The following is an 18,167-nucleotide window of genomic DNA, read 5'->3' on the forward strand; positions in this document are numbered from 1 at the left end:
AGTCCTCCACGATCAGGGGGGAAGCTCATGCTGCAGGTCCGCAACCTCTTAGCAGGAACGGGCAGACGGATGCGCATCCTCGGTCGCGTCGGCGCTGCTCTCGTGGCTCCTGCCGCACTCGCTTTCACACCCTCGCAGCATTTCTCCGCGACCGGTGCCGAGCAGAGTGCAACGAGCGCGCCTACGCCGGCCCAGTTCGCCCCGTTCGGCCTCGACGAGGCGCCGCACGCTGCTTACCCCACGGCGACCCGACTGCGGGATGGCACGGTGCGCATGGTGTGGCGGCAGGGCACGGCAGGAGTGAGCGATGACGGCCGGCTATACACCGCGATTGGTAACCCAGCGACCGGCGAATGGTCGTCGCCGCCGATCCTCGTGCAGGTTGACATCGGCCCGGACATTCGCGACCCACATCTGTCGTCTATTGGTGATGACGTGTGGCTGACCTACTTCGTCAGCTCCACGAACGGCATACCGGCTGGGGCGCGTGCTGCGCGCTCCACCGACGGCGGCGCGACGTTCGGCCCGTCCGTGCGCATCGACCCGAACCTGCCCTACGCCGCGATCAGCTCGCCCATCGTGCAGGTTGGAGGCAAGCTGATGACCGCGTTCTATGCGCGCAAGGCCGGTGAAGTCGTGAACACCGCATGGGCTGCCTGGTCAACCGACAACGGGCAGACCTGGGCGAGCAATCGCATCGCGAATGAGATCGACACGAAGACCCCTTACTCCGAACCATGGGTCGTCACCAACGGAACGACTGCGGTCTACCTGTTCCGTGATGGTGACTGGAACGCGATCGCAACGCGCTCAACGTCCGACGGGGGAGTGACATGGTCATCGGTGCGCAGATCCGTGATCACCCACGCGACCGGCAACTCGGCAAGCGTGTGGGCAAGCAATGGCCGGATCTACACCGTTTACCGACACACCGTCACCCGCGCCGCGATGCTGGCCTCGTCAACCGATGCGGGGAAGACGTTCATCGTAGAACGCGTGCTGATGCCGGCTAGCTCAAGCACGTCGTCGGTTGGCATGACGTACGCGCACCCAGTCGAGCTTGACGCCGGCAATATCTGGTGCCCGCTCGGCATGGAGCGGTCCGACGGAAGCGGTCGCCTCTACCTCGGTTACCTGTAGTCCGCGATGCGGATGACGTGTGTCCGCGTGCTGGTCAGTTCAACAGCAGTATCGACTCTTCGGCGCAAGCCGGACTGAGCACGACAGTCTCGCCTGGCTGTGAGGCTTTGTAGACATGAACGCGTTGGCCATCCTGAATAGCTGACAGACCTGAGCACTCATCGATCCCGTCGTGGCACACCTAGTTCGATCCGGATACTTCGGCGCTGACGTCGTCAGTGCCTAGACCTGCTATCAGGACAACCTTCGGTGCCCCTGCGGGTCGCCATGAACTGTAGTTCTGTGTGGTTGTTTCGATGGTGGATCTGCTTGCGGAGGTCCAACGTTCTGCTGTGGTTGCGAAGACGAGTTGGTCTGCTCGTATCCGACTGGCTGCGGTGCATTTCTTGGTTATTTCCGCGCGACCTGAGCGGCCGACGAGGTCGTTACCGGAGCTCTTGCATTCGGCGACTGTGATGGTGTCGTCGGTGTAGGTTACGAGATCGAGTTCGACCTCTGGCTGCCCATCTTTTACGAACTCGACTTCTGCTACGTCATCGAACGTGTTTCGAGGGTTTTGTTTGTTGCGCAGGTAGGTCGAGAGCAGGGCGGGTACGTGGCCGTTGTCACGGAGGACTTGGCGCCCGACTGGGTGTAGATCGTAGAACCAGATTGGTTCGTCATTGGGAGCCTTCCATGACCACTGGTCGAGGTCACTGAGGGCGTCACATCGTTGGCACGTCCACCGTTGACTTATGTTGTCGATCGTCTGGAACTGTTTGTGTTCACAGGTGGCACACCTCAGAACCAGACCCCGGCGTATGACGCCGGCACGGGATGCCGCGTCGATGCGTCTGCGAACTTCGTCCTTGGGCAAATTGGGGGTGCGGGCGCATATTCCGGCGAAGCTGAGCACACCCTCACCTGCGGATAGGGCGATGCCTTGGCGATCTGGGTATGCCGCGGTCGTGGACGCGCTCTTTGGGAGCATCGCACGAAGTGCGGGTAGCAGGACTCCTCCGAAGAGTTCGGTGTAGGACTGGCGGCCCCCGAGCATGTCAGCCAAGAGCGTGGCACGGCGTCCTGCATCACTAACTCGCACTTGGAGGCCGTGCTCGGTGCCCTTCGCGGCTACCCATGCTTGAAGACTCAGATCGCGCAGGGCCACGCGAGCGAGTCTGTTTTCATTTCTCGTGCCGGCGACGACGAGGTCATACCGCTGGGCTTGGTAGGTGACTCCGTCACGGCTGCTGCGAGCCCAAGTCTGCATCATGGTCGGGCGGTCGGCGAACAGCGCGAGACTGTCCAGACCTCGCCTGCGTACCGCTTGGCCTGGACGCCACTGGACGTCGACATGCCAGTTGGTGTCCGATTGGGCGGCGAGTTCAGGGTGGGTGAGTATCGGTGGCGGCAGAGGTGCCGCCATGCGCGTCGTTGCCATGTCGTCCACGGTCACCGGGATCGTGACGATGCTGTCCCATTGGTCGTTTACTGCGAGGCTAACTGTGGCTGATTGCTTCCATGGCAGGTTCTGGCTGGTGAGAACGTCAAGGTCGGTGTTGCGTGCCGGTGCCGGGTTGGTGACTGGGCGTGCCGCGCGTAGATGTGCACGAGCCTCTGTGAGTTCGGTGTGCGACAGAGACATTGACGTGATTGCGAGTTTGCCTGCGTGCTCGTTCAGGCGCCGTGCGATACGGGTGACACCCCGTTCAATCGGCCACGGTACGTGCTCCTCGCTGACTCCGAGTACTGACGGCAGCCAGTGCGCCGTGCCGAAGGTCAGTCGCCACAGGCGGGACAGGGCGAAGTCTTCGGCGGTGTCGCCGAGCACCAGCAGACCGGTCTGCCGGTGAGGGAACCCAGCGGTGATGGGGAGCAGGTGGGTCATGGTGCGGTCGTTCGCGGTTGTGGCCGCTGCTGTGTCGATGCCTAACGCGCTGGTCGGGTGCCACAGCAGCTCGTTCGGTGGCGTGGCTCCCGCGTTACCGAGCAGCCAAGACGCTATGTCCTTGCGGACTTCTCCGGTGATCTCTGGTTCGGAGGCGTCGCGGGCTGGTGGTGCGGCGACCCCGGCGTAGCATGCGACTGCGGCTCCGAGAGCGCCGCCCCAGTCGCTGGGACAGGCAAGCACCGATCCATGCCAGGTGCTTTGCATGTTCAGGACTGTCGGGAAGTGCTGGACATCGTTCTCGCCGAGAATTTCAATGGCTTCGTGGAGCTCGCCGTGTTCGCTGGTCTGGTAGGTCGAGCACTCCGCTGCAATTTGGTCCCGCGCCGCTGCGTCCGTCTGAACAGGAACCACCTCCGCGCTGGCCTGTTCCAGTAACCGGAGTCGCTCCTCGCCGGTGACGCAGTCTCCGTCAGCACTGGTGATCTGGAACCAGCCGGGATCGAAGAACTCGAGGTCACCCACGGTTGGGGGATAGGTCACCACGTAGTCCGGGTCGTAGGCCTGGCATGCCCGTAGCAGTACCGGGTGGACTTCACCGTCGTGGTGAGGCACGACGGCGAGACCGGCGCCACCCCAAACTCGACCAGCACGAAACAACGCGCGTCGGGCCCAGAAGCTCCACTGTTCGCCACCGTCGATCACGATCACGACCCGCGGCGGACGCAGCGTCATACTCACCGCGGAATGCGACCACGAAGCCCTCGAACTCACGCCAGGCACTGAACCACACGACAGGCCCGACGATGCCGATGCAACGCCGACGGCGGCTGCAGGTCGTGCGACATGCGGGCCGGGTTTGGCCTCACCACCTGAGCGCAGCCAGCACCGCCAGCCCTAATACGGGGGTACGCATGGGGGACGATCACCCGGATTTGGCCGGTCCCAGCCGGACGGAGCCGGATCCTTCATGATCAGCTTCGAAGGCATCATGGCAGGTCAAAGGGCCTGGTCAGAGTGGGTTTGCGAGGGTGCCCCCGGTGCGATTCGAACGCACACTGGACGGGTTTTGAATCCGTTGCCTCTGCCGGTTGGGCTACGGGGGCTTGGTGCGGGATGACTCTACGGGATCGGTCGTGTCGAGGTCGTCAGGGTTCTCGTAGGAGACAGGGCGATGGGGCGTGTACTCTGGGTTACTGCTCGTGACCAGGTACGTCCAGGGTGTGGTCTGCGTCATTCGGTCTGTTGCCGGGCCGTTAACGTTGTGCTGATCACGCCTTGTGTACGGGTCTCCTACCGACTTGCGCCGGTAGGCTGGAAGCTCCGACCTATCGATCAGGAGGACCCCGGTGACCGATCAGGCTGCCGAGGCCCAGTCCGGCCCGGCCGTGCAGCGAAGTGTGCTCGTCGCGGAGGATGAGGCGCTCATTCGGCTCGACCTTGTGGAGATGCTCAAGGAAGAGGGCTATCACGTCGCCGGGGAGGCCGCGGACGGTGAACAGGCCGTTGCGTTGGCCAAGGAGCTGCGGCCCGACCTCGTCATTCTCGACGTGAAGATGCCCAAGATGGACGGGATCGACGCCGCGGCGCAGATCGCGGGAGAAAGGATCGCGCCTGTCGTGATCCTTACCGCGTTCAGTCAGCGGGATCTCGTGGAACGGGCTCGTGACGCGGGGGCGATGGCCTATCTGGTCAAGCCGTTCGCCAAGCACGATCTCGTGCCTGCCATCGAGCTTGCTGTCAGCCGGTACTCGGAACTGGCCGCGCTCGAGAACGAGGTTGCCACGTTGTCCGAGCGGATGGAGACCCGCAAGCTCATCGAGCGGGCCAAGGGCCTCCTCATGACCAAGCAGGGCCTCTCGGAACCCGAGGCGTTCCGGTGGATCCAGCGCACGGCCATGGACCGGCGGGCCACGATGAAGGCCGTCGCCCAGGCAGTAGTGGAGAACATCACCTGACCGTGAAGTTCAGCACGGCGGACTGGGGCCGCTCGGTGCCGTCCATGGCGTACTCGCGCACCTCCATCACGTGCGCGCCTCGCGCCAGGCCACGCGTCGCTATCGACAGCGTGTGCCGGCCACCGAGTCCCGGTCCGTCCGCGCGTGTCGGCAGCCCCGCCGCCAGCTTGCCGTCCAGCCACACCTGAAAGCCCTGCACGCCGCCGATCGAGCCTGTCTCCCACTGGTTGGACGCGCCGTCCAGGCTCAGGTCCAGCAGGATCTGGCCCGTTCTCGGCACCACCGCGCTCGTCAGGGGTTCGCCTGCCGAGTTGGCCAGGACGGCGTCGATCGACGGCAGCATGTCCGGGCCCGGTGTCCTGCCCGGCTGCAGTGTCGGCGGCGGTGGGGTGCCGCCTCCGGCCTGTGTGACCTCCAGGTACGTCTCCACGACGCGGACCTGCTGGTTCGCGCCCGGGGCACGCAGCACGAACGGCGTGATCGAGTCCGCGCCCGACCTTCCCAGCAGCGCCGCGGGTACCTCCGCCCTCACGGTTACCGCCGCTCCGTTCGCTGTCGGCGGTGGCGCCACGGCCGGCGCGGGCACACGTATGCCACCCAGCTGGACCACCACCCCGCCCGCGTCCATCCCGGCGGCCATCGTGACCGTCGCCACCAGGCGGGCCGACGTCGCGTTCGTCAGCGGGGTGCGGGCGATGCCGAGCTGCGGTGACTGCTCGGACAGGTCCAGCACCCGCTGCGTGCCCGCGTTGATCGGCACCTCGTGCACCGGCGCCACCTCCGTCGCCTTGCCGGTGAAGCCCGCCGACAGCACGTGCACGCGCGACCGCCGCTGGTCCGGCCCGCGCAACCCGAACAGCACCGACGCCGCCTGCCACGTCGGCACGACGCCTGCCACCGCCACCGCCAGGCCGTCCTGGTAGACCCGCAGCCCGGCCGTCGTCAGCACCACCTCGTACAGGTGCGACACCCCCGGCCCGCGCGCCGGTGTCGGGAACACCTGTAGCGGTCCCGGTGTCCCGGTCGGCACGTCCGGCGCCGCGCTCACGTGCACGCCCGAGGTGTCGATGCCGACCCTGATCGTGCCGCCCGGCAGTGTGGCGTCGCGTGCCTCGAACCTGTCGGCCCGTTCGTTCTCCACGCCGACCCGGTCGACCGGGCCGGGTGCGAGGGTGATCGTCAGCTCGCCGCCGGTGCCCGCCGTGTCCGTGCGGACCGCGACCCTGCCCAGCTCGCCTGACGCGTCCGGCGCGGTCAGCGTCATCGGCTGCCTCGCACGCAGCACCGCGAGGTCCGCGCCGCACCCGAGCTCGATCGGCAACCCGTGACCGTGCTCGTTCACCACGTCGACGCAGCCGCGGTACCCCGAGAGGTGCCAGCGCTCCTGCAGACGTGGCGGGTCGCGGAAGTCGTCGTACATCCCCGTCATCGCGCCCCGCCACCGGTCGGCGACGACCTTGGGCGTCCCGTCGGCGACCGCGGGCCGCGAGCGTTGCCCGAACGCGTCGACCGTGCGTACTTCGACTCGTACCCGTTGTCCCTCGTCGAGGTGGTCAATCAACACGTCCGGTGTCGCCACCAGCACCACGTGTGACGCGCCGTTCTGTCGCCACCGCACCTCGTAGCCCGTGGCGCCGCTCGGCGTCACCCCACCGGGCAGGCCGTCGGCCCAGGACACCCGCAGTCGGGTCGCGCCGTCGGGCACGGCGACCACGTTGGCGGGCGGCGCCGGTGCCCGGCCGGGTTGGGGGAGGATGACGTAGTCCGCCGCGTAGCGGTCGACGACCACGGGTCTCTCCGTGTCGTCACTCTTCGTGTCCTTGGTATGAGGCTCGTCTGTAGCACGCAGAGTGACCACCGCGCCCGCTATGAGCGCCACCGCGCCGAACCAGATCAGCACGCGCGTTCTGTTGGCCACGTCAGCAGAGTAGAAGCGCTGACCTTGGTGTCAGGGGGTCCGTTGCGAAGTTGAGATGGTGTTACCCGGTGATGACCGGAAGATCCGACTTCGTCCGAAGAGCGGACACGGACGGTCAGTTTCGTTGCAGTCTGGTCACGAGGGCCGTTGGGACGTGACTACGACCGCGTGTGATTACTAGGTTCCGGCCAGCCCTCTGACAAGAGCGTGGGTTGGGTTCGGCATGCTATGCGGCAACTGCCGGAACGAAATGCGGAGAAGGGACACGCAACGTGCGAAACCAGACGGTGAAAGCCGCGGCTGTCGTAGCAGCGGGGCTGCTGCTGCTGTCAGCCTGCAGCTCGAACAAGGAGGAAGGCGCGCCGGCTGGTGGGGGCAACGACCAGTCCTGTGACACCAGCAAGGGCACGCTGATCGTCGGTGTGATCGCCCCGCTGAGCGGCGAGCTGTCTGCCCTGGGCAAGGGCATCCAGAACTCGGCCAGCCTCGCGGTCGACCAGGCCAACGAGAAGTGCACCGTCAAGGGCTACAAGCTCGCGCTGCAGCCCGAGGACGACCAGAAGACCCCGCAGCTCGGTGCGCAGGCCGCGACGAAGCTCTCCTCCACCCCGAACGTCATCGGCGTGGTCTCGACGCTGAACTCCTCGGTGTCGCAGAGCGTGCAGCCGATCTTCGAGCAGGCCGGCATCCTGCAGATCTCGCCTGCCAACACCGCCGACTCGCTGACCAAGGGCGACGACCCGGCCAGCCCGAAGCGGACCTACAAGACCTACTTCCGCACCTGCACGGTCGACGGCTACCAGGGTCCGTTCGCGGCCGACTACATGGTCAAGGAAGCCGGCAAGAAGAAGATCGCGATCATCACCGACGGTCTGACCTACGGCGAGGGCCTCGCGGACTCGTTCACCAAGCGGGCCCAGACCGACGGTGCCACGATCGTCACCCGCCAGAAGATCGGTGAGAAGGACACGGACTTCTCCGGCGTCATCGCCGCGATCAAGCCGTTCGCACCGGACGGCGTGTACTACGGCGGTCAGTACCCGCAGGCGGGCCCGCTGTCCAAGCAGCTCGCGAGCGCAGGCCTGAACGTCCCCGTCATGGGTGGCGACGGCATCTTCGACCCGGAGTTCATCAAGCTGGGTGGCAAGGAAGGCGACCTGGCCACCTCGGTCGGCGCGCCGACCGACGAGCTGCCGAGCGCGAAGGCCTTCGTCGACGCCTACAAGGCGAAGAACTACCCGGAGGACTACTCCGCCTACGGTGCCTTCTCCTACGACGCCGCCAACGCGATCATCGCCTCCGCGGCGAAGGTGGTCGACGGCAAGGACTGGTCCGACGACATGCACGCCGACGTCGTGGCGGCCGCTCAGGACTACAGCGCCGACGGTGCGACCGGCCCGGTCGCCTTCGACGAGTTCGGTGACAGCACGAACACCACGCTGACCGTCTACCAGGTCACCGGCGGTGCGTGGAAGTCGGTCAAGACCGGCAAGTTCGAGGAATGACCGCAGGTTCGTAGATCTATCAACGATGAATGACGCGACGGCGGGGGTGGGCCGAGCCCACCCCCGCCGCCTGTGGAGGTAGATGTGACGACCCTGTTACAGCAGATCGCGAACGGGCTCGTACTCGGCGCGACGATCGGTCTGATCGCCCTGGGCTACACGATGGTGTACGGCATCATCCAGCTGATCAACTTCGCGCACGGCGAGGTGTTCATGGTCGGCACGTTCGGCGGACTCGCCGTGTGGCGCTGGGTGCTGCCCGAGAGTGCTCGGGACGACTGGTACATCTCGTTGCCGGCCATGCTGGTCGGCGCCGTCGTGGTCGCGGTGGTCATCGCGGTGATCATGGAACGGTTCGCGTACCGGCCGCTCCGAAACGCGCCGAGACTCGCGCCGCTGATCACCGCTCTCGGTGTGTCGGTGGCGCTGCAGGAGGCCGTGCGGCTCTGGTTCCCCGACGCCGACGCGGCGCAGCCGTTCCCCAGAGTGTTCATCGACGCGCAGATCCACATCGGACCGGTCGAGCTGGAGGCGACCGAGGTCCTGTTGATCGTCGTGTCGATCGTGCTCGCGGTGCTGCTGCAGACCTACGTGAACCAGTCCAAACTCGGCCGTGCGATGCGGGCCACCTCCCAGGACCGGGACACTGCCCGGCTGATGGGCATCAACCCGGACCGCGTCATCGTGGTCACGTTCGTCATCGGCGCGGCCCTCGCGGGCATCGCCGGGGTCCTGTACGGGGCCAACATCAACAACGTGGACACCTCGATCGGCTTCCAGAACGGCATCTTCGCGTTCACCGCGGCCGTCCTCGGTGGCATCGGCAGCCTGCGGGGTGCCGTGGTCGGCGCCTTCATCATCGGCCTGATCAAGACGCTCAGCGGCCAGTACATGCCGGGCGGCACCCAGTACGACTACGTGTGGATCTTCGTGGTGCTCATCCTCGTGCTGGTCTTCCGGCCGCAGGGGCTGTTCGGTGAGGCAGAGAGGGTGCGCGCATGAGCAGGCTGAACGGGTTACTGCCGGCCGCACTCGCGCGGCCGTTCACGGCGATCGGCGGGGTGCTGTTCCTGATCGGCGCGATGCTGCCGTGGGTGACGTTCCTGCTGAACGACGGCCCCTACCCGGAGAAGGCGACGCTCCAGTTCTTCGACGCGCCGTTCGAGCTGACCGGCTTCCGCTGGCACGTGCTGCTGCTCGGCGTCGCCGTGGTGGTGCTGTCGTTCGTGCCGCTTCGCGGCAGGGAACGGGCGCTGCGGGCACTCGGTTTCGGTGGCCTGGCCATCGGCCTGATCACCGCGATCTTCGTCACCGGTGACGGCGGCGGGCTCGGCGCGATCACCGCGGTCGACGGCGTGTACGCGTTCGGCAGCATCGTGACGCTGGTCGGCGGGATCCTGGTGATCCTCGGCGCCTCGGCCACGGGGCTCGGCGAGATCCCGCACTGGCCGGACTCGATCTTCGGGCTGACCGGCATGGCGCAGCGGCTGGTGTCGTGGCTGGTGCTGATCGTCGCCTTCGGGGCGGTGCTGTGGCTGGTCGCGCAGACGCTGACCGCGGGTGGCATCGGCGGCGCGGCCTTCCCGTACGCGGGCGGGATCTTCCTCGCCTTCCTCGGGTTCGCGGGTGGTCTGCTCGGCGCGCTGCACGGCATCGGCCTCACCGGCTGGGTCTCGCGGCTCTCGGAGAACAACCGGGTGTTCAGCATCATCGTGCTGCTCGCCTGCGCGGTCCTGCTGCCGTTCCCGTTCACGGGGGCGGGCAGCCAGTACTGGATGCAGGTCGCGGCGACGATCGGTGTGTACGCGGCGACGGCCATCGGCCTGAACATCGTGGTGGGTCTCTCGGGCCTGCTCGACCTCGGGTACGTGGCGTTCATGGGCATCGGCGCGTTCGTCGCGGCGAACCTGTCCGGCGCGGCCGCCTCGCAGCTGGGCATCGACCTGCCGTTCCCGGTCGCGGCGCTGTGCGCGGCGGTGGTCGCGGGCATCTTCGGCGCGATCGTCGGCTCGCCGACGCTGCGGGTGCGTGGTGACTACCTCGCGATCGTGACGCTCGCGTTCGGCGAGATCTTCACCCGCGCGGCGCAGAACAACATCGGTGACCTCACCGGCGGTGCGAGTGCCATCCCGGGTATCCCGCAGATCAGCATGTTCGGCACGGCGTTCAACGAGCCGATCGAGCCGTTCGGCATCAAGCTGCCGCCGGGTGTCCTGTACTACTTCCTGATCGTCGGCGTGGTCGCGCTGATCATGGCCGTCTTCGCGAACCTGAAGAACAGCCGCATCGGCCGCGCGTGGATCGCCATCCGCGAGGACGAGGACGCCGCGCGGGCCATGGGTATCCGCACCGGCAAGATGAAGATCCTCGCCTTCCTGGTCGGCGCGACGCTCGCCGGTCTGGCCGGTTCGATCTTCGTGCACAAGCTGGGCACCGCGTCCTACGACAGCTTCAAGTTCCTCGAGTCGGTCACGCTGCTCGCGGCTGTCATCCTTGGTGGCATGGGCACGATCCCGGGTGCCGTGCTCGGCGCTTCGCTGCTGTTCGTCCTGCCGGAGAAGCTGCGTGAGTTCCAGGACTACCGGCTGTTCTTCTTCGGCATCGCGCTCATCCTGATCATGCGGTTCCGGCCGCAGGGCATCGTGCCGGACCGTGTGCGGCGGGCCGAGTTCGCCGGTGAGACGGCCGACGGCAGATCGATCGAGGAGATCGAGGAGCAACGGGTGCGAGAACAGGAAGAGGCGGAACGAGAACATCAGGCCCCCGCTGGACCTCAGGAGGGGCGGGCATGATGTCTGCACAGCATCGGGCGGCCGAGACGGTGCTCGCGGCCAACGGCGTGACCATGATCTTCGGTGGTCTCACGGCGCTGAACAACGTGTCGCTCGAGCTCGGTGAGGGTCGGATCCTCGGCCTGATCGGGCCGAACGGCGCGGGCAAGACCACGCTGTTCAACTGCCTGACCGGCCTCTACACCCCGACCAAGGGCTCCGTGCGGCTGCGTGGTGCGCAGCTGCCGTCGGACCCGGCCAAGGTCACCTCGGCCGGGATCGCGCGGACGTTCCAGAACATCCGGCTGTTCCCCAACATGACCGTGCTGGAGAACGTGCTGGTCGGGCGGCACATCCAGATGAAGCAGGGGCCGATCGCGTCCGTGCTGCACGGCCCGTGGTTCCGGCGGGACGAGCGGGCGGCGCGGGAGAAGTCCAGGGACTTCCTGAACTTCGTCGGCCTGCGGGACATCGAGAACGAGGTCGCGCGCAACCTGCCCTATGGCGACCAGCGGCGGCTGGAGATCGCCCGTGCACTGGCGACCGAGCCGACCGTGCTGCTGCTCGACGAGCCGACGGCCGGCATGAACCCGCAGGAGACCGAGGCCGCCCGGCAGCTGATCTTCCGGATCAGGGAGACGGGCATCTCGACCGTCGTGATCGAGCACGACACCAAGTTCATCTTCTCCCTGTGCGACTCGGTTTCCGTGCTCGTGCAGGGCGAGGTGCTGGTCGAGGGCTCGCCGGAGACCGTGCGCGACGACCCCAGGGTGATCGAGGCCTACCTCGGCAAGCCGCGCGAGGAGGTCGAGGCGGACGTCGAGGGTGCCAGGACGACGATCATCCCGCGGTACGACGACGATCAGACGACCGTCATGGAGCAGTACAGGGAGGACCAACCATGACGGCGCTCTTGGAGGTCAGCGGGCTGTCCGTCGCCTACGGCGCGATCGAGGCGGTACGGAACGTGTCGTTCGTCGTCGAGGAGGGGCAGATCGTGTGCCTCATCGGGGCGAACGGCGCGGGCAAGTCGACCACGCTGCGCACGATCTCGGGGTTGCTTCGTCCCCGGTCGGGTGACATCACGTTCCAGGGGCGGTCGATCGTCAAGGAGCCGGCGCACGTCATCCTCAACCGGGGCGTCGCGCACTCGCCGGAAGGTAGGCGGGTGTTCGCGCGGATGACCGTCGAGGAGAACCTGCTGCTCGGCGCGTACTCCCGCAAGGACGAGTCCGGCATCCAGTCGGACATGAAGCGCGTGTACGAGCTGTTCCCGGTGCTCGGCCAGCGGCGCACGCAGAAGGCGGGCCTGTTCTCCGGCGGCGAGCAGCAGATGCTCGCGATCGGCCGCGCCATGATGTCCAAGCCCAAGCTGCTCATGCTGGACGAGCCGTCGATGGGGCTTTCGCCGATCATGACGCAGCTGATCTTCGACACGATCAAGGAGCTGCAGGGCCAGGGCACCACGATCCTGCTCGTCGAGCAGAACGCGCTGGCCGCGCTGGCACTGTCGGACCGGGGCTACGTCGTCGACCTCGGCCAGACCACGCTCGAGGGCCCCGGTCCCGAGCTGCTCGCCGACGAGCGTGTCCGCGAGGCCTACCTCGGTACGTAGCTCAGTGAGACGGACGGGGTCACCGAGGTCTCGGTGGCCCCGTTCTTCGTGTTCAGGAGCCGGGCGGCGTGTCGCGGAGGATGCAGGTCAGCCGTGCGGTGCAGGTGCGCTTGCCCGCCTCGTCGGTGATCACGATCTCGAACGTGGACGTGGACCGGCCGGTGTGGATCGGGGTGGCGACGCCGGTGACGTGCCCGCTCAGTGCCGCCCTGTGGTGCGTGCAGGACAGCTCGAGGCCCATGGCGACCTTGCCGTCGGGGGCGTTGAGCGCGGCCGCGGTCGAGCCGAGGGTCTCCGCGAGCGTGGCGTTCGCGCCGCCGTGCAGCAGCCCGTACGGCTGGAGGTTGCCCGCCACGGGCATCGTGCCGACCACCCGGTCGGGCTGCCACTCGGTGATCTCGATGCCCATCCGGTTCGGTAGCCACTGGTCGACGAGGTCCTGCCTGATGCCCGGCAGGTTGCCAGGGATGTTCGCCACACGGTCTCCTTGTGCTGGTCACGCGGGGGGCGCGCGTGATTGTCGGTGCCCCACCCTAGACTCGCCGTGTGCCTGAGACGCCCGCCACAGATCCTGTCAAGACCTCCGAGCGCCGGTTGCTGCTCATCGACGGCCACTCGATGGCGTACCGGGCGTTCTACGCGTTGAAGGAAGCCAACCTGGTCACCAAGACCGGGCAGCACACCGAGGGTGTCTACGGCTTCACGTCGATGCTCATCAACCTGCTGCGCGACGAGGCGCCGACGCATCTCGCCGTGTGCTTCGACGTGTCCCGCAAGACGTTCCGGAGCGAGCAGTACGCGGAGTACAAGGCCAACCGTTCGGCGACGCCGGACGAGTTCAAGGGGCAGATCAGCCTCATCAAGGACGTGCTGGCGACGCTGGCCATCCCGTCGCTGGACAAGGACGGCTATGAGGCCGACGACCTCATCGCGACGCTCACCACGCAGGCCACCGCCGACGGTTACTCGGTACTCATCCTCACGGGTGACCGCGACGCGTTCCAGCTGGTCAACGACCAGGTCACGGTCATCTACCCGACCAGGGGCGTGTCCACCGTGAGCCGGATGGACCCCGAGGCGGTGCACACCAAGACCGGCGTGCGCCCCGACCAGTACGCGGACTTCGCCGCCCTGCGTGGCGACCCGTCGGACAACCTGCCGAAGATCCCGGGCGTCGGCGAGAAGACGGTCGCCAAGTGGATCAACCAGTTCGGCTCGCTGAACGACCTGGTCGACCGGGTCGACGAGGTCAAGGGCAAGGCGGGCGACGCGCTGCGGGAGAACCTGGCCAACGTGCTGATGAACCGCCAGCTGACCGAGCTGGTGCGGGACGTGGCGCTGGACCTGCGGCCGGACGACCTGGCCGTCCGGCAGTGGGACCGGGACGCCGTGCACCGGCTGTTCGACGACCTGGAGTTCCGGGTGCTGAGGGACCGGCTCTTCGCCGAGCTGGAGACGCCGGAGCCGGAGGCCGAGCACGGCTTCGAGGTGACCGGCGGCGCGTACGAGCCGGGTGAGCTGGGCGCGTGGCTGGCCGCGAACGCCCCGTCTGGTGCACGAGTGGGACTCTCGTTCCAACTCGGCTCGACCGGTGTCGCGGGCGAGTCGGTCGAGCTGCGCTCGGTGGCGTTGTCCCGCGCGAACGGCACGGGCGTGCACGTCGACGTCACCTCCTTGAACGAGTCCGACGAGCAGGCACTCACCGCGTGGCTCGCCGACGAGTCGACGCTGAAGCTGACCTACGACGTCAAGCCCTCCCTGCACGCGTTACGGCACCGCGGCTGGACGCTCGACGGCCTGGCGACCGACACCCAGCTGACGGCCTACCTCGTGCGCCCAGGCCAGCGGTCGTTCGCGCTGGACGACCTGGTGCTGCGTTACCTGAAGCGTGAGCTGCGGGTGGAGCAGCAGCCGGAGGAGCGCCAGCTGTCCCTGTTGGACGGTGTGGAGGGCGACGACGCGAAGATCGCCGAGGGCGAGATCGTGCGTGCGCGGGCCATCGCCGAGCTGGCCGACGCGCTGGCGACGGCGCTGGAGGAGACCGGCCAGACGAGCCTGCTCTCGGAGATCGAGCTGCCGCTGCTGCGGGTCCTCGCCGAGCTGGAGGCCGTCGGCATCGCGGTCGACACCCAGCAGCTGGCGGCGCTCGAGGCGCACTTCGGCTCGCGGGTGAAGCACGCCGAGCAGGAGGCGTTCGGCGTCATCGGCAAGGAGATCAACCTCGGGTCGCCCAAGCAGCTGCAGGTGGTGCTGTTCGACGAGCTGCAGATGCCGAAGACCAAGCGCACGAAGACCGGCTACACGACCGACGCCGACGCGCTGACCGGCCTGTTCGAGCAGACCGAGCACCCGTTCCTCGCGCACCTGCTGGAGCACCGGGACGCGATGCGGCTGAAGATCACGGTCGAGGGCCTGATCAAGTCGGTGTCGGACGACGGCCGGATCCACACGACCTACAGCCAGACCATCGCCGCGACCGGCCGTCTGTCGTCGCTGGAACCGAACCTGCAGAACGTGCCGATCCGCACCGACGAGGGCCGCACGATCCGCGACACGTTCGTCGTGGGCGTGGGCTTCGACGAGCTGATGACGGCGGACTACAGCCAGATCGAGATGCGGATCATGGCGCACCTGTCCGGGGACAGCGCGTTGATCGAGGCGTTCCAGTCGGGCTTCGACTTCCACGCCGCGACGGCGGCGCGGGTGTTCGCGGTGGAGCCGACCGAGGTCACGGGCGCCCAGCGCGCCAAGATCAAGGCGATGAACTACGGGCTCGCGTACGGGTTGTCGGCGTACGGGTTGTCCCAGCAGCTGAGGATCTCCACCGACGAGGCCAAGGGGCTGATGGAGGAGTACTTCGCCCGGTTCGGCGGGGTGCGCGACTACCTGAACGAGGTCGTGGCGCGGGCGCGGATGGACGGCTACACGGAGACGATCTTCGGTCGTCGCCGGTACCTGCCGGACCTGACGTCGGACAACCGTCAGCGGCGGGAGATGGCGGAGCGGATGGCGCTGAACGCGCCGATCCAGGGGAGCGCGGCCGACATCATCAAGGTGGCCATGCTGAACGTCCACCGGGAGCTGGCGCAGGCCGGGCTGCAGACTCGGATGTTGCTGCAGGTGCACGACGAGCTGGTTCTCGAGGTCCGGAAGTCGGAGCGTGCCGAGGCGGAGGCCCTGGTGCGCAAGGGCATGGGGTCGGCGTACAAGTTGGACGTGCCGCTGGATGTGTCCGTCGGGTTCGGACGGTCCTGGAACGACGCCGCTCACTGAGGTGGTGCCGCGGGCCCGGGGAGACCAGTCGAGCGGACGACCGATCTCCGGGCCTTCACCAGGTGTCGAGGTGCATCACGTCGGCGACCGGCTTCCGCCTGCCCGGACGGAACGGGCGCGTTGGCCACGCCACCGCCACGGTTTCCCGCGCCGCTGCCGATGCGACGGTGGCTCCGACGTCTCCCCAACGTCGTCAGACACAACCAGCACCTCCCGCGCCACGGCTCCCTCGCGCGCACCTGCCCGACGGCAACGCGAACACCCTCTACCTTCGCGCTAGGGTCGGGGGCGTGGGTTTCGAACAGGTGGTGCATCTTCGGCGGGCGCGGGATCTCATGGACGCCCGGTACGCGGAGCCGCTCTGCCTCGACGACCTGGCCGCTGCCGCGGGGTTCTCCCGGTACCACTTCGCCAGGGAGTTCCGGGTGGTGTTCGGGGAGACGCCTCGGGCCTATCTCAGCAGGCGGCGGGTGGAGCGGGCCAGGGACCTGTTGACGCACGCCAACCTCACCGTCACCGAGATCTGCATGGTGGTCGGGTTCTCCAGTCTCGGGTCGTTCTCACGCCGGTTTCGCGAGTTGACCGGGTGCTCGCCGTCGGAGTTCCGGGCCAGGGTGGTGGCGCCCGCGATACCCGGGTGCGTGGTCATGGCATGGGCCCGGCCACGGGGCAGCAATCGCGGACAAGCCGGGGACGGCCAGGCGCTCTAACGTGGCCCGCATGATCGAGAAGATGTCCCACACCAGCGTCTACGTGCTTGACCAGGACTCCGCCAAGGAGTTCTACACGACCAAACTCGGGTTCGAGGTGCGCAACGACATCGTCATGGGTGACGCCTTCGAGGGTGGCGGGAAGGGGTTCCGGTGGCTCACCGTCAGCCCGCCCGGCCAACCCGACGTCGAGTTCATCCTTGCCGACCCCCACATGGGGCACGCGCCGGAGGACGCCAAGGTCATCCTCGAGCTCGTCGCCAAGGGGGCGCTCGGGGTCGGCGTGCTCGCCACCAACGACTGCCGGAAGTCCTATCAGGAGCTGAGCGACAAGGGAGTCGTCTTCCTCCAGGAACCGGTCGAGCGGCCCTACGGCGTCGAGGCCACGTTCCGTGACGACTCAGGCAACGTTTACAGCCTCACCGAGGCTCTCTGGCAGGAAAAGCGGGACCAGTCCGGCTAATGTGAGGGCACACAGCCGATCAGCGGAGGGTGCATGGTCGCGCGTCGAGCTCTCGTACTGGGTGGTACCGGCATGCTGGCCGGCGTTGCGGCGGCCCTGCTCGACGACGACTGGTACGTCGTGCTGCCGAGCAGGCGCCGCCCCCGCATACCCGCCACCAACGGTGACAACCGTCGCCCCCACTGGGTCCAGGCCGACTGGTCGGTTCCCACGGCGCTCGCCGACTCCGTCAAGGACGCTCTCGGTGGCCCCGCCGACCTGCTCGTCGCGTGGGTGCACCGGGAGGTCCGCACCGGCGTCCTGAGAGCGGTCGCCCCGCTGCTCGCGGACGGCGCACCCGTTGTCGAGGTCCACGGCAGCGCGTCGGCCAACCCCGTCGGCGGGTGCCCGGACCCCGTCCTCGACAGCCACGCGACCCAGCAGGTCGTGCTCGGCTACGTGCGCCACGCCGGTCGCACCCGCTGGCTCACCCATCGCGAGATCTCCGACGGCGTGCTCGAGGCCGTCAAGCGGGCCCTCGCAGGCAAGCCGTCACACGTCAACCAGGTCGGGGAGTTCCGGCCCTCCATCACCAGCGGCCGGTAGCGCCGCCCCCCGAGGCGGACCACGTCAGGCCGTTGTCGGCGCTCGTCGCGATCACCAACGTGCCGGTCTCCGGGTTCGTGCCGCTCGCCCACCACCTGCCGCTCTTCGTGGGAGTCGGACCGACCTGCCTGACGGCGAACGGCGGCTGCGTCGGCACACCGACGAAACCGCCGGAGCCCGGGTCGATGGAGCCGATCCGCCCGCACCCGCCCGAGCCGGTCGGCCTGGCCCCGCACTGACCGACGAGCAGCCCGCCCTCCGGGCTTTCCGTGCGGACGACCCTGTTCGCCTGCCGTAGGCGAGTGTGAACGCCTCCTGGGTGATCTCCTCGGCCGTGCCGAGGTCACCCGTCATCGCATACG

Annotated in this window: 15 protein-coding genes and 1 tRNA gene; 12 read left to right on the forward strand and 4 right to left on the reverse strand. The window is 67.5% G+C overall.

Annotated features, from left to right (window positions below; genetic code table 11):
• Window positions 1-27 precede the first annotated feature (27 nt).
• The gene (locus CLV71_RS34940) at window positions 28-1,140 is read left to right on the forward strand and encodes an exo-alpha-sialidase (RefSeq protein WP_133907185.1); all 1,113 of its coding nucleotides are present in this window, start codon (window positions 28-30) and stop codon (window positions 1,138-1,140) included.
• A 181-nt stretch (window positions 1,141-1,321) separates the two neighbouring features.
• On the opposite strand, the gene CLV71_RS34945 is transcribed toward CLV71_RS34940, so the two are convergent.
• Together CLV71_RS34945 and CLV71_RS34950 are read right to left on the reverse strand one after the other, a co-directional pair.
• Window positions 1,322-3,748: a hypothetical protein gene (locus tag CLV71_RS34945; protein WP_133907186.1), complete on the reverse strand. Its 2,427-nt coding sequence runs from the start codon at window positions 3,746-3,748 to the stop codon at window positions 1,322-1,324.
• Window positions 3,749-4,039: 291 nt separating this feature from the next.
• Window positions 4,040-4,113, reverse strand: a tRNA-Leu gene (locus tag CLV71_RS34950).
• 243 nt (window positions 4,114-4,356) lie between these two features.
• On the opposite strand from CLV71_RS34950, the gene CLV71_RS34955 reads away from it, so the two are divergent.
• Complete coding sequence (locus tag CLV71_RS34955) at window positions 4,357-4,965, forward strand: ANTAR domain-containing response regulator (protein WP_133907187.1); 609 nt, start codon at window positions 4,357-4,359, stop codon at window positions 4,963-4,965.
• Here CLV71_RS34955 and CLV71_RS34960 read toward each other — a convergent pair.
• Window positions 4,958-6,883, reverse strand: coding sequence for a fibronectin type III domain-containing protein (locus CLV71_RS34960; protein WP_133907188.1), 1,926 nt, complete (start codon window positions 6,881-6,883; stop codon window positions 4,958-4,960). The two genes, CLV71_RS34955 and CLV71_RS34960, sit on opposite strands and share 8 nt — an antisense overlap.
• A 272-nt stretch (window positions 6,884-7,155) precedes the next feature.
• On the opposite strand from CLV71_RS34960, the gene CLV71_RS34965 reads away from it, so the two are divergent.
• The 5 genes from CLV71_RS34965 (at window position 7,156) to CLV71_RS34985 (ending at window position 12,774) form a co-directional block, all read left to right on the forward strand.
• The gene (locus tag CLV71_RS34965) at window positions 7,156-8,388 is read left to right on the forward strand and encodes a branched-chain amino acid ABC transporter substrate-binding protein (RefSeq protein WP_133907189.1); all 1,233 of its coding nucleotides are present in this window, start codon (window positions 7,156-7,158) and stop codon (window positions 8,386-8,388) included.
• An 84-nt stretch (window positions 8,389-8,472) separates the two neighbouring features.
• Window positions 8,473-9,390: a branched-chain amino acid ABC transporter permease gene (locus tag CLV71_RS34970; protein WP_133907190.1), complete on the forward strand. Its 918-nt coding sequence runs from the start codon at window positions 8,473-8,475 to the stop codon at window positions 9,388-9,390.
• The gene (locus tag CLV71_RS34975; RefSeq protein WP_133907191.1) at window positions 9,387-11,180 is read left to right on the forward strand and encodes a branched-chain amino acid ABC transporter permease; all 1,794 of its coding nucleotides are present in this window, start codon (window positions 9,387-9,389) and stop codon (window positions 11,178-11,180) included. Before CLV71_RS34970 ends, CLV71_RS34975 begins: the two co-directional genes overlap by 4 nt.
• Entirely contained in the window at window positions 11,177-12,064 is an 888-nt protein-coding gene (locus CLV71_RS34980) for an ABC transporter ATP-binding protein (protein WP_133907192.1), read from the forward strand. Before CLV71_RS34975 ends, CLV71_RS34980 begins: the two co-directional genes overlap by 4 nt.
• On the forward strand, window positions 12,061-12,774 hold the full coding sequence (locus tag CLV71_RS34985; protein ID WP_133907193.1) for an ABC transporter ATP-binding protein: 714 nt from the start codon (window positions 12,061-12,063) through the stop codon (window positions 12,772-12,774). The genes CLV71_RS34980 and CLV71_RS34985 overlap by 4 nt, the downstream gene beginning before the upstream one ends.
• 52 nt (window positions 12,775-12,826) lie before the next feature.
• Here the strand turns inward: CLV71_RS34985 and CLV71_RS34990 are convergent, their stop codons facing one another.
• A complete protein-coding gene (locus CLV71_RS34990; protein ID WP_243867003.1) occupies window positions 12,827-13,252 on the reverse strand; it encodes a PaaI family thioesterase in 426 nt (141 codons plus the stop codon).
• A gap of 140 nt (window positions 13,253-13,392) precedes the next feature.
• Between CLV71_RS34990 and polA the strand changes: the two genes are divergently transcribed.
• From polA to CLV71_RS35015, 5 genes are all read left to right on the forward strand, one after another.
• Window positions 13,393-16,047, forward strand: coding sequence for a DNA polymerase I (gene polA, locus CLV71_RS34995; RefSeq protein WP_208297911.1), 2,655 nt, complete (start codon window positions 13,393-13,395; stop codon window positions 16,045-16,047).
• A gap of 290 nt (window positions 16,048-16,337) precedes the next feature.
• The gene (locus tag CLV71_RS35000) at window positions 16,338-16,757 is read left to right on the forward strand and encodes a helix-turn-helix transcriptional regulator (RefSeq protein WP_341771698.1); all 420 of its coding nucleotides are present in this window, start codon (window positions 16,338-16,340) and stop codon (window positions 16,755-16,757) included.
• A 10-nt stretch (window positions 16,758-16,767) separates the two neighbouring features.
• Window positions 16,768-17,220, forward strand: a complete 453-nt coding sequence (locus CLV71_RS35005; RefSeq protein WP_133907194.1) for a VOC family protein — start codon at window positions 16,768-16,770, stop codon at window positions 17,218-17,220.
• Between the two features lie 33 nt (window positions 17,221-17,253).
• Window positions 17,254-17,805, forward strand: a complete 552-nt coding sequence (locus tag CLV71_RS35010; RefSeq protein WP_133907195.1) for a Rossmann-fold NAD(P)-binding domain-containing protein — start codon at window positions 17,254-17,256, stop codon at window positions 17,803-17,805.
• A 32-nt stretch (window positions 17,806-17,837) separates the two neighbouring features.
• A complete protein-coding gene (locus CLV71_RS35015; protein WP_133907196.1) occupies window positions 17,838-18,044 on the forward strand; it encodes a hypothetical protein in 207 nt (68 codons plus the stop codon).
• Window positions 18,045-18,167: the final 123 nt, after the last annotated feature.

The sequence above is a fragment of the Actinophytocola oryzae genome (genome assembly GCF_004364325.1).
Taxonomy (GTDB): Bacteria; Actinomycetota; Actinomycetes; order Mycobacteriales; family Pseudonocardiaceae; genus Actinophytocola; species Actinophytocola oryzae.

Coding starts and splice junctions, on each gene's coding strand:
- CLV71_RS35010 (WP_133907195.1), top strand. CDS start 17,254: ATGGTCGCGCGTCGAGCTCTCGTACTGGGTGGTACCGGCATGCTGGCC.
- CLV71_RS34985 (WP_133907193.1), top strand. CDS start 12,061: ATGACGGCGCTCTTGGAGGTCAGCGGGCTGTCCGTCGCCTACGGCGCG.
- polA (WP_208297911.1), top strand. CDS start 13,393: ATGGCGTACCGGGCGTTCTACGCGTTGAAGGAAGCCAACCTGGTCACC.
- CLV71_RS35005 (WP_133907194.1), top strand. CDS start 16,768: ATGATCGAGAAGATGTCCCACACCAGCGTCTACGTGCTTGACCAGGAC.
- CLV71_RS34980 (WP_133907192.1), top strand. CDS start 11,177: ATGATGTCTGCACAGCATCGGGCGGCCGAGACGGTGCTCGCGGCCAAC.
- CLV71_RS34975 (WP_133907191.1), top strand. CDS start 9,387: ATGAGCAGGCTGAACGGGTTACTGCCGGCCGCACTCGCGCGGCCGTTC.
- CLV71_RS34940 (WP_133907185.1), top strand. CDS start 28: ATGCTGCAGGTCCGCAACCTCTTAGCAGGAACGGGCAGACGGATGCGC.